Genomic DNA, 12,536 nt, shown 5'->3' with positions numbered 1-12,536 from the left:
GGCATTTATGCCATACGGATATTTTATTGTTTGTCTTTGTACAGACAAGTATTCGGTGTATTTCTAACACCTATGTTTCATTGTTTAAATCATTTAATATGCTCAATAAAAGCATCAAATTTTTAATAGAAAACAAATTGGTTGCGGTACTACTTTTAGTTCTTTTTATAGGATGGGGAACGGTAAACGCACCTTTTAATTGGGATACTGGTTTTTTACCAAGTAATCCTGTAGCGGTAGATGCCATTCCAGATATTGGAGAAAACCAACAAATTGTATTTACCAAATGGGATGGTCGTTCACCACAAGATATTGAAGACCAAATTACCTACCCTCTAACCACTTCATTACTTGGTATTCCTGGAGTAAAAACAATTCGTAGTTCTTCTATGTTTGGCATCTCGAGTATCTATATCATTTTTGAAGAAGATATCGAATTTTATTGGAGTCGCAGTCGTATTTTGGAAAAATTAAATTCATTGCCAAATAATTTATTGCCAGATGGCATCAACCCAACTTTAGGCCCTGATGCAACGGGCTTAGGTCAAATATTTTGGTATACTTTAGAAGGACGCGATACTCAAGGAAATGTGACCGGAGGATGGGATTTACAAGAATTACGAAGCATTCAAGATTACTATGTAAAGCCTGCTTTATCAGCTGCAAGTGGTGTTTCTGAAGTAGCTTCTATTGGTGGTTTTGTTCAGGAATATCAAGTCGATGTAAATCCAGAATTAATGCGACAATACAATATTGGTTTAGAACAAGTTGTAAATGCAGTTAAGGAAAGTAATAAAGACATTGGAGCACAAACCTTAGAAATTAACCAAGTTGAATATTTAGTGCGTGGTTTAGGTTATATAAAATCAATTTCAGATATAGAAAATGCGGTTGTTACCTCTGAAAACTATACGGCCATCAAAATTAAAGATATTGGAAAAGTATCTTTAGGTCCCGCAGCCCGAAGAGGAATTCTAGATAAAGAAGGTGCAGAGGTTGTTGGAGCTGTAGTAGTGGCTCGGTATGGTGCAAATCCTATGGAAGTTATTAACAACGTAAAAGAAAAAATAAACGAATTAAGTCCAGGGTTACCTTCAAAAGTGTTAGGTGATGGTAGTACCTCGCAAGTGACTATTGTGCCATTTTATGACAGAACTGAATTGATTCAAGAAACACTAGGAACTCTAAACGAAGCCTTGTCCTTAGAGATTTTAATAACCATTTTAGTTATAATCATTATGGTGTTTAATCTGCGGGCTTCTGTATTAATTTCAGGGTTATTACCTGTTGCAGTGTTAATGGTGTTTATTGCAATGAAGTTTTTTGGTGTAGATGCTAATATTGTAGCACTTTCAGGTATTGCGATTGCTATTGGTACAATGGTAGATGTTGGTGTAATTCTTTCTGAAAATATTATCCGTCATCTTGATGAAAATGAGAATGTGATTCCGAAAGAGCGAGGTAAGAGCGATGAGAAACGTGAGCTCAGCGAAGCTAAATCTCATAAAGAGATTCTCCACGATGTTAAGAACGACAAAAAAAGCATTAATCAAATTGTTTACAATGCAACAATAGAAGTATCTGGTGCAATTGTAACCGCTGTTATGACCACCATTATAAGTTTTATTCCAGTTTTTACAATGATAGGTGCGGAAGGTAAATTGTTTAGACCCTTAGCATTTACAAAGACTTTTGCTTTAACTGCCTCCGTTATTGTGGCCTTATTTTTAATTCCGCCGTTTGCGGCCTTTTTATTCAGAAGGAAACCTATTAAAAAGCACCTTAGTTATGCTTTAAATTTAGCCTTAATTCTATGTGGAATAATGGGAGTTACTTTTGGTTATTGGCTAGGATTAATATTAGTTGGTTTTGGTGCAATAGCAATATTAAGTTTGCTTTTAGATAAAAATGAATGGAACTTTTCACTTTCCACTTTTCACTTTTCACTTTCAAAAAACCTAATCAATATTATAATTTCTGTTGCAGCAATTGTATTCTTATTAGCTGAATACTGGCGACCATTGGGAGTGGATAAAAGCATCTTTTGGAACGTTGTTTTTGTAAGTATTATTTGTTTTGGATTGTTAGGTGTTTTCTCATTTTTTATAAAGTTTTATACCCGTATTCTAGAATGGTGTTTAAACAATAAACTGTTGTTTCTAGCGGTTCCTACAGCGATTGTGATTGCAGGTGTTTTTATTATGAAAAATACAGGGAAAGAGTTTATGCCATCTTTAAATGAAGGTTCATTTTTATTAATGCCAACTTCAATGCCACATTCAGGTGTAGCCGAAAATAAACGGGTTTTACAACAATTAGATATGGCTGTAGCCAGTATTCCAGAGATTAAAACTGTTGTAGGAAAAGCAGGAAGAACCGAATCTGCCTTAGATCCAGCGCCTTTATCTATGTACGAGAATATTATTCAGTACAAACCTGAATATATGCTGAATGAACAAGGAGAACGACAACGCTACAGAGTAAATGATGATGGTTTGTTTCAATTGAAAGATGGTCGTTTTATAGCAAATATAAATAATTCTAAGAATGTCAACTTTAGTGTAGTGGAAAGGTCTCAACTCATCCCAGACAGCAATGGGGAGTTCTACCGCAACTGGCGACCAGAAATAAAATCACCAGATGATATTTGGAACGAAATTGTAAAAGTTACCAAATTGCCCGGAGTTACTTCTGCACCTAAATTACAACCTATTGAAACACGATTGGTAATGCTTCAGACTGGAATGCGTGCGCCTATGGGTATTAAAGTGAAAGGACAAGATTTAAAACAAATAGAGGCATTTGGTGTGCAATTAGAAACTATATTAAAACAAGTCGAAGGTGTTAAACCAGCAGCTGTTTTTGCAGATCGTATAGTTGGTAAACCGTATTTGTTAATAGATATAGATAGAACGAAAATTGCACGTTATGGTATTTCAATACAAGATGTACAAGCTGTATTAGAAGTTGCGGTTGGCGGAATGGTGTTAACACAAACCGTAGAAGGCAGAGAGCGTTACGGAGTTCGAGTGCGCTATCCAAGAGAATTACGATCAAATCCAACAGATTTAGAACAGATTTATATTCCAGTTGCCAATGGTAGTCAGGTTCCTTTAAGTGAATTGGCAACCATTAAATACCAACAAGGACCTCAAGTTATTAAAAGTGAAGATACCTTTTTAGTAGGCTATGTGTTGTTTGATAAATTGGATGGTTTTGCCGAAGTAAGTGTGGTTGAAAATGCACAAGCCTTAATACAGCAAAAAATTGATTCAGGTGCATTGGTAGTGCCTAAAGGTATCAATTACCAATTTACAGGAACCTACGAAAACCAAGTGCGAGCAGAAAAAACATTGGCTGTAGTTGTGCCATTAGCATTGGCAATAATTTTCTTGATTTTGTATTTCCAATTTCGTTCTGTTACAACATCAATGATGGTTTTTACAGGAATAGCTGTTGCCTTTGCAGGTGGTTTTATAATGATATGGTTGTACGGGCAAGAATGGTTTTTAAACGTGAATGTTTTTGGTGAAAATCTACGTGATTTATTTCAAATACACCCAATTAATTTAAGTGTAGCTGTTTGGGTTGGTTTTATTGCACTTTTTGGAATTGCGACCGATGATGGGGTTGTAATGGCAACCTATTTAACGCAGACTTTTAATAGAAATACACCCAAAAATAAAAAGGAAATTAGAGCAGCAGTAGTTGAAGCAGGCGAAAAACGAATCAGACCTTGTTTAATGACTACGGCAACTACCATTTTAGCGTTACTGCCAGTTTTAACTTCATCAGGACGCGGAAGTGATATTATGATTCCTATGGCAATACCAAGTTTTGGTGGTATGTTAATTGCCTTAATTACTTTATTTGTTGTTCCAGTACTGTACAGCTGGAAAGCTGAGTTTAAAGTGAAAAGCGAAAATCTAAAAGTAAAAAGTTATGAGTAAAAGTATCTTAAAAGACACAGATTATGTAACTGAAGAAACACACCTAACTCATTGCAACTTAAATAGGGAATTGGTTGCAATGTTGGTTAGTTCAATTAAAACAACAAAATCAAAAATATAATATGAATTTATTCGAAACATATAAACAAAAACTAAAGAAGGAAAATGAAAAGAGAATTTTTCACTTTTCACTTTTCACTTTTCACTTAAGAAGTGTTATAATTTTTAGTTTTTCACTTTTCACTTTTCACTTTTCAAGTGCTCAACAACTAGAAACCTTTATTGAAGAAGCATTAGCAAACAATCCTGCAATTCAAAAATTTGAACTGAAATACAGTATTGCATCAGAAAAGGTAAACGAAGTAAATACCATCCCTAATACGGAATTTGGAGTTGGTTATTTTGCAAGCGAACCTGAAACGCGCACCGGAGCGCAACGTTTTAAAGTGTCGGCTAAACAAATGATTCCATGGTTTGGTACCATCGCTTCACGTGAAAACTATGTAAGGTCTTTAGCAGATGCTACTTACGAGGAAATTGTAATTGCTAAAAGGAAATTAATAACAGCGGTTTCACAAAGCTATTTTAAGCTATATGCTAACAAAGCAACACAAGATGTTGTAGCTGAAAATATTAAACTACTGGAAACGTATGAGACTTTAGCATTAACAGCTGTTGAAGTTGGTAAAGCATCTGCTGTAGATGTGCTGCGATTGCAAATGCGCCAAAATGAATTAGTGGAATCGCAGCAAATATTAGAACAACAGTATTTAGCGGAACAAACCGCTTTTAACAACCTCTTGAATCGGGAAAATGAGGTGTCGGTAACTGTGGTTGGTACATTAGGTATTCCACTAGAAGCTATTGATATCAATACTGAAAATTTAGTGCTACATCCTGAATTATTGCAATACGAAAAACGTTATACCGCTATTGAGCAATCTGAATTATTGAATCAAAAAGAAAGCAACCCATTGATTGGGTTTGGCTTAGATTATATCAATGTTGCATCACGTCCAGATATGGTTTTTAATGATAATGGTAAAGATATTATAATGCCAATGCTAGCTGTGTCAATACCAATTTTTAATAAAAAATTCAAATCAAAATCCAAACAAAATAAACTAGAACAGCAGGAAATTCTATCGCAAAAGCAAGAACTCCTAAATACATTAGAAACCCTTTTAGATAAAGCGATAAAAGATAGGATTTCTTCAAAAATAAGTTACAACACACAAATAAAAAATTTGAGACAAGCTAAAAATGCAGAGGAAATTTTAAATAAAAGTTACGAAACAGGTACTATTGATTTTAACGATGTATTAGACATTCAAGAATTACAATTGAAGTTTCAGATGAAACAAATAGAAGCTGTAAATACTTATTATGTGCAAACTACAATTATTAATTATTTAACTAAAGACCCAACAGGTATCTAGAACTTGTTAGGTTTCAAAAACAATAAAATGGAACACACATATCATATACACGGAATGACCTGTAATGGTTGTCGAAATCACGTTGAAGAAACGCTTTCAAAATTAGAGGGTGTTTCAAAAGCTACTGTAAATTTAGAAAAAGCACTGGCAACTATAGAAATGGAATCTCATATTCCAATAGAAAAGTTTCAAAACGCTCTTAAAAATGATGGTGGGCGTTATAGCATTCATAATTTAGGAGAACATCATCATAGTAACCAAAAAGAGGAAAAACCGAAAGGTAAAGGAACTGGCATATTTTATTGTCCAATGCATTGCGAAGGTGATAAAACCTATGATAAAGCAGCAGATTGTCCTGTTTGTGGAATGGATTTAGTTGAAGAACAAAATATAACTGCCACTAATGTAGAACAATGGACATGTCCAATGCATCCAGAAATAGTTAAAGACGAGCCAAGATCTTGTCCAATTTGCGGAATGGATTTAGTACCAATGGAAGCCGACAATTCTGCAGAAGAGAAAACCTATAAAAAACTATTAGAAAAATTTTGGATTGCAGTCGTTTTTACGGTGCCTATATTTTTAATAGCAATGTCTGAAATGTTAGACAATAATCCAATATATGCTGTTTTAGAACAAAAATATTGGAATTGGATTCAATTTGCATTGTCAATTCCTGTGGTGTTTTATGCCACTTGGATGTTTTTTAAACGCGCTTGGAATTCTATAAAAACAATGCACCTAAATATGTTTACACTTATAGGCATTGGTTCAGGAATTGCTTGGGTTTTTAGTGTATTTGCAATGTTGTTTCCAGAGGTGTTTCCGTCGGATTTTAAAACTGCTGATGGAAATGTATTTGTGTATTTTGAGGCTACAACCGTTATTTTAACACTGGTTTTATTAGGTCAATTATTAGAAGCAAAAGCACATAGCCAAACAAGTGGAGCAATAAAGGAATTATTAAAATTAGTGCCATCAACAGCAACATTAGTAGAGGATGGTGAAGATAAAATAATTGCGATTGATAAAATCAAACAAGGTGATTTATTACGCGTAAAGCCTGGCGAAAAAATACCTGTTGATGGCAGTATTGTTGAAGGAAATAGCAGTATAGATGAATCTATGATTACTGGCGAGCCAATCCCAATAGATAAAAATGTGGATGATAAAGTAAGTTCAGGAACTATAAACGGAACTAAATCTTTTGTGATGAAAGCAGAAAAAGTAGGTTCAGAAACGTTGCTTTCTAAAATTATTCAAATGGTAAATAGTGCTAGTCGTTCTAAAGCACCTATTCAAAAATTAGCAGATAAAATCTCTAAATATTTTGTACCTATTGTATTAATTATTTCAATAATCACCTTTATTGTTTGGGCAATTTTTGGTCCTGAACCTGCGTATGTTTTTGCTTTTGTAAATGCAATTGCAGTATTAATTATTGCGTGTCCTTGCGCATTAGGCTTGGCTACACCAATGTCGGTAATGGTGGGTGTGGGTAGAGGCGCACAATCTGGTATATTAATTAAAAATGCAGAAGCCTTAGAGAAAATGAATAAGGTTGATACGCTTATTGTAGATAAAACAGGAACAATTACAGAAGGAAAACCATCTGTAGAGAAAGTGATATCTATACATGAAATAGATAAAAAAGTGCTGCTTAAATACATTGCATCTTTAAACCAATATAGCGAACATCCTTTGGCGGAAGCCATTGTAAATTATGGTAAATCAAAGGCTATTTCAATCACTAAAGTAAACGATTTTGAAGCAATAGCAGGAAAAGGCGTTATTGGAACAGTTGAAAATAACAAAATAACCTTAGGAAATGCTAAATTATTAGACCAGTTTTCTATTACAATATCAAAAGATTTAAACAACAAAGTTGTGGCAGAGCAAGAGCAAGGTAAAACAGTCTCATACATAACTGTAGAAAATGAAGCAGTAGGTTATGTTACTATTTTTGATGCCATTAAAAAAACAAGTCAAAAAGCTATTGCTGAACTTCAAAATAATGGTGTTGAAGTGATAATGCTAACAGGAGATAACAAAAATACTGCTAAAGCTGTTGCCGAACAATTAAATATAAAAAATTACAAAGCGGAATGTCTTCCAGAAGACAAACTCAATGAAATAAAGGCACTTCAAAAAGAAGGTAAAATAGTTGCTATGGCTGGAGACGGCATTAATGATGCGCCGGCATTAGCACAATCTGATGTTGGTATTGCCATGGGCACAGGAACTGATGTTGCTATTGAAAGTGCTACTATAACTTTAGTAAAAGGCGATCTGCAAGGCATTGTAAATGCTAAAAAATTAAGCCATAAGGTGGTAAAAAACATTCAGCAGAATCTCTTTTTTGCATTTATATACAATGTATTTGGAGTTCCAATTGCTGCTGGAGTTTTATACCCAATTTTTGGATTATTACTATCGCCAATGATTGCTGCTTTGGCAATGAGTTTTAGTTCTGTATCAGTTATTACAAATGCTTTAAGATTAAGAAAAATTAAAATATAGAAAATGAAAAAATATATAATTTACATCGGAATATTGGCTCTAGGGCTACTTTTTGGCTGGTTACTTTTTGGTGGTTCACCAACTGTAGCAACACAAAACCACAATACGGAAGTGGTAACAAATCAACAATGGACCTGCTCTATGCATCCACAAATTATGCAACCAGAAGCTGGCGATTGTCCTATTTGTGGAATGGATTTAATTCCTGCTGAAAGTGGGAGTGATGGTTTGTTGGCAGATCAATTTAAATTAACAGAAAACGCCATGGCTTTGGCAAATATTCAGACCACAATTGTGGGTAATGTAAACGCTGAAGCTACTAATATGAAACTATCGGGAAAGATTGTAGAAAATGAAGAAGCGAATGCAGTTCAAGTCAGTTATTTTTCAGGAAGAATTGAACGATTGCATATCAATTTTACAGGAGAAGCAGTGCGCAAAGGTCAATTATTAGCAAGCATCTATTCACCACAATTGTATGCAGCACAACAAGAATTGATAACGGCAGCATCCTTAAAGATAGCGCAACCTGCATTGTACAAAGCGGTACGTAACAAGTTGAAAATATGGAAGCTTTCTGAAAATCAAATCAATCAAATTGAGGCAACAGGAAAAGTACAAGAAAATATTCCTGTTTATGCAACAGTTTCGGGGACCGTATCCGAAAAATTAGTTGCACAAGGCGATTATATAAAAGAAGGACAGCCTCTATTTAAGATTTCAAATTTCAATACGGTTTGGGCAAATTTTGATGTGTATGAAAACCAAATAGCTGCCTTTAAAAAAGGACAAGAAGTTACGGTAACAACAACTACCTACCCGAATAAACAATTTATGGGGAAGGTAGATTTTATAGACCCAGTTTTAGATACAAAAACGCGTATTGTTGCTTTACGAGTAGTGCTAAACAATAAAAATAATTTATTAAAACCAGGAATGTTTGTAGCAGGCGAAATTAAAAGTAATAACCTTAAAAATAACAATAGCTTTACCATTCCATCATCGGCTGTTTTATGGACAGGTAAGCGTTCTTTGGTGTATATAAAACCGAATCCCGAACAATCAATTTTTCAGATGCAACAAGTGCAATTAGGAAATCAGATAGGAGAAAACTATGCTGTTTTAGAAGGGTTGAAACAGGGAGACGAGATAGTTACCAACGGAACTTTTACAGTTGATGCAGCGGCGCAATTACAAGGTAAAAAATCGATGATGAATGTAAAAGTAGGTAAGGTTAGTACTGGACATGAAGACCATTTAGGAACAAATGCCACACCAACAAACGCTACTAATAACCATACTCAAGTGCAAGAGCGCATTCAAGTAGCTCCTCAATTTCAACAGCAGTTAAATACAGTATTTTCAGACTATATTAATTTAAAAAATGCACTGGTGAAAGATAAGTTTGAAGCTGTTCTGGAGCATTCAAAAAGCATTTTAAAGAGCCTATCGCAAGTTGACATGAAATTGTTAAAAGAGCACAATACGCATGACTCTTGGATGTCTTTTGAGAAAGAACTGCAGGCAGCTGCAACAGCTATTTCAACATCAATGGATATACAAGAGCAACGAAATCATTTTATACATCTTTCAACCCATTTAACAAAAGCGGTAGAAATGTTTGGAGTAAACGAAACAGTATATCAACAATTTTGTCCAATGGTAGCTAATAACAAGGGTGCATTTTGGTTGAGTAAAGAAGCGCAAATTTTAAATCCATATTTTGGTGATGCTATGTTAAAATGTGGAGAAGTAAAACAAGTAATAGCTAAATAATAATTAAATAAATTTTTAAAAATGAAGAAAGTAATTTTAAGTATCGCTGTGCTGGCTATGTTTTCAGTAACAGGATGTAAAACAGAAGTTAAAAAAGAAAATGAATCTGTTAAAACAGAAGAAAAAATGGAAATGGCAACATCAGATGTGTACCAATGTCCTATGGATTGTGAAAAAGGCAAAACGTATGAAAAAGAGGGTACCTGTCCTGTCTGTAAAATGGATTTAAAAAAGGTAGCAAGCCAAGCTAAAGAAACGGAAGATCATTCCGGTCATAATCATTAATATAAAAATGGCTGTATGACAATGTTAACATGCAGCCATTTTTAATTATTACGAACACCTTGATACGTTCCACCTTAACTCGTCAGTTCGAGTAATTTTTGATATAAAATTGTATCGAGAACTATTCCACAGCTATTAGAAAGATAAAATCCCATTACTTGTCATGTCTGACAAAGGAGGAAATCGAAGATTCGACGTGGTCAATCACATAAAGGAACTGACTCCAAGTAGTATGTGATTTTTCACTACCGTTCAAAATGACAAATAACTATAGTATGTTATTTGTTTTTTTGTATAAAAAAAACTGTCTATCACTGTTGTTTTTTAATCAAGTACGCTTCTCGCTACAAAATTCTAAAAAAGAATTTCACTCGAAGAGACGTTTTTATATGTTCGTATCGTCAGTTCGAGTAATTTTTGATAAAAAACTGTATCGAGAACTATTCCACAGCTATTAGAAAGATAAAATCCCATTACTTGTCATGTCTGACAAAGGAGGAAATCGAAGATTCGACGCAGTCAATCACATAAAGGAACTGACTCCAAGTAGTATGTGATTTTTCACTACCGTTCAAAATGACAAATAACTATAAGTATGTTATTTGTTTTTTTGCATAAAAAAAGCTCCTCGAAAATTCGAAGAGCCTTAGTGCGGGCGGAGAGACTCGAACTCTCACACCTTGCGGCACTAGATCCTAAGTCTAGCGTGTCTACCAATTCCACCACGCCCGCTTTTGTTAAAGTGGATGCAAATATACACAATAGTTTAAAATTGCAAAGCAGTTTTTCAATAATTTTTTTAGAGTCATAATTCCAAATAAAATTATGTATTTTTGAATAAAATAAAACACGTTGTGCATTTTGAATAAATAAACTTAATGTATCGTCAGTTCGAGTGATTTTTGATAAAAAATTGTATCGAGAACTATTGTCTTTTATAGAATAACTATTCTCGATACTAATTTTAAGCCAGTAAAAGGCTGAAAATTAACTCGAATTGACGAAATTTAATCATGATACATAATAAATAAAACAAATTATAATTTTAATGGAAAATATTAAATCGTACGTTAGTGAACACAAAGACCGTTTTATAAACGAACTTGTAGAATTACTTAAAATACCATCAATTAGTGCAGACTCTGCTTACAGCCAAGATGTTTTAAATACTGCGGATGCTATAAAAGAAGCTCTTTTAAAGGCAGGATGCGACCAAGTAGAAATATGTGAAACTCCGGGGTATCCCATAGTTTATGGAGATAAAATAATAGATCCAGAATTACCAACGGTCTTGGTGTATGGACATTATGATGTACAACCTGCCGATCCAATTGACTTATGGACCTCTCCACCTTTTGAGCCAGTAATTAAAACTACCGAAAAACACCCTGATGGTGCTATTTTTGCGCGCGGTGCTTGCGACGATAAAGGTCAGATGTACATGCATGTAAAAGCTTTAGAGTATATGACCGTAAATGGTAATTTACCGTGTAATGTAAAATTTATGATTGAAGGTGAAGAAGAAATTGGATCTTCTAGTTTGGCGTGGTTTGTAGAACGCAATCAGGAAAAATTAGCCAATGATGTTATATTAATTTCAGATACAGGGATGATTTCGAATTCACAACCATCCATTACAACTGGTTTACGTGGATTGAGTTATGTTGAGGTTGAAGTTACAGGTCCAAATAGAGATTTACACTCTGGATTGTATGGTGGCGCCGTAGCAAATCCTATTAACGTTTTAACTAAAATGATTGCTTCTTTACACGATGAAAACAATCATATTACAATTCCAGGTTTTTATGATAAGGTGGAAGAGTTATCAAAAGAAGAAAGAGCTGAAATGGCAAAAGCTCCTTTTTCTTTAGAAGCTTATAAAAATGCCTTGGATATTGATGAAGTGTATGGCGAAAAAGGATATACTACCAACGAACGTAATTCTATTAGACCAACATTAGATGTAAATGGTATTTGGGGTGGCTATACAGGTGAAGGCGCAAAAACGGTAATTGCCAGTAAAGCCTATGCAAAAATCTCAATGCGTTTGGTTCCTAATCAAGATTGGAGAGACATTACAGAACTTTTTAAAGCGCATTTTGAAAGTATTGCTCCAAAAGCGGTAAAGGTAAAAGTGACACCCCACCATGGAGGTCAAGGGTATGTAACTCCAATTGATAATATTGGATACAAAGCAGCTAATAAGGCATATACAGAAACATTTGGAATTCCTGCAATTCCACAACGATCAGGAGGAAGTATTCCTATTGTAGCGTTGTTTGAAAAAGAATTGAAAAGTAAAACTATTTTAATGGGCTTCGGATTAGACAGTGATGCCATTCACTCGCCAAACGAACATTTTGGAATTTTCAACTACCTAAAAGGAATTGAAACCATTCCGCTTTTTTATAAGTATTTTACTGAAATGAGTAAGTAAAACAAAAAAGCTCAAATTTTAGCAATAAAATTTGAGCTTTTTTTGGCTTTTTAGTGCCGTTTAATTGTTAAAGCGTCATTTCGAACGCCGTGAAGTAGTAGTCTGTTGCTTTGGAACTAAATCTAAAAT

The 12,536-nt window shown here is 34.3% G+C and carries 7 protein-coding genes and 1 tRNA gene; 7 read left to right on the top strand and 1 reads right to left on the bottom strand.

Features of this window, described 5'->3' with window-relative positions:
* Nucleotides 1-98 precede the first annotated feature (98 nt).
* From IEW75_RS02855 to IEW75_RS02835, 6 genes are read left to right on the top strand one after another with little or no spacing between them, the layout of a single operon-like run.
* On the top strand, nt 99-3,950 hold the full coding sequence (locus IEW75_RS02855; protein ID WP_134247587.1) for an efflux RND transporter permease subunit: 3,852 nt from the start codon (nt 99-101) through the stop codon (nt 3,948-3,950).
* Nucleotides 3,943-4,071 (top strand): four helix bundle protein, encoded by a 129-nt coding sequence (locus IEW75_RS15885; RefSeq protein WP_262711432.1) that lies wholly within the window; start codon nt 3,943-3,945, stop codon nt 4,069-4,071. Before IEW75_RS02855 ends, IEW75_RS15885 begins: the two co-directional genes overlap by 8 nt.
* A gap of 1 nt (nt 4,072) precedes the next feature.
* A complete protein-coding gene (locus IEW75_RS02850; protein ID WP_134247588.1) occupies nt 4,073-5,389 on the top strand; it encodes a TolC family protein in 1,317 nt (438 codons plus the stop codon).
* A 27-nt stretch (nt 5,390-5,416) separates the two neighbouring features.
* Nucleotides 5,417-7,909, top strand: a complete 2,493-nt coding sequence (locus IEW75_RS02845) for a heavy metal translocating P-type ATPase (protein WP_134247589.1) — start codon at nt 5,417-5,419, stop codon at nt 7,907-7,909.
* A 3-nt stretch (nt 7,910-7,912) separates the two neighbouring features.
* Nucleotides 7,913-9,685 carry an efflux RND transporter periplasmic adaptor subunit gene (locus tag IEW75_RS02840; RefSeq protein ID WP_134247590.1) on the top strand — a complete coding sequence of 591 codons (1,773 nt, stop codon included), beginning with the start codon at nt 7,913-7,915 and terminating at the stop codon, nt 9,683-9,685.
* A 21-nt stretch (nt 9,686-9,706) separates the two neighbouring features.
* Complete coding sequence (locus tag IEW75_RS02835; RefSeq protein ID WP_134247591.1) at nt 9,707-9,970, top strand: heavy metal-binding domain-containing protein; 264 nt, start codon at nt 9,707-9,709, stop codon at nt 9,968-9,970.
* 650 nt (nt 9,971-10,620) lie between these two features.
* On the opposite strand, the gene IEW75_RS02830 is transcribed toward IEW75_RS02835, so the two are convergent.
* Nucleotides 10,621-10,702 (bottom strand) — tRNA-Leu (locus IEW75_RS02830).
* A gap of 316 nt (nt 10,703-11,018) precedes the next feature.
* Here IEW75_RS02830 and IEW75_RS02825 point away from each other — a divergent pair.
* Nucleotides 11,019-12,407, top strand: coding sequence for a dipeptidase (locus IEW75_RS02825; RefSeq protein WP_134247592.1), 1,389 nt, complete (start codon nt 11,019-11,021; stop codon nt 12,405-12,407).
* Nucleotides 12,408-12,536: the final 129 nt, after the last annotated feature.

The sequence above is a fragment of the Lutibacter litoralis genome (assembly GCF_014646675.1).
GTDB classification, from domain to species: domain Bacteria; phylum Bacteroidota; class Bacteroidia; order Flavobacteriales; family Flavobacteriaceae; genus Lutibacter; species Lutibacter litoralis.
The sequence above is the reverse complement of the archived record's forward strand: the minus strand, read 5'-3'. Positions and strand labels throughout refer to the sequence as shown.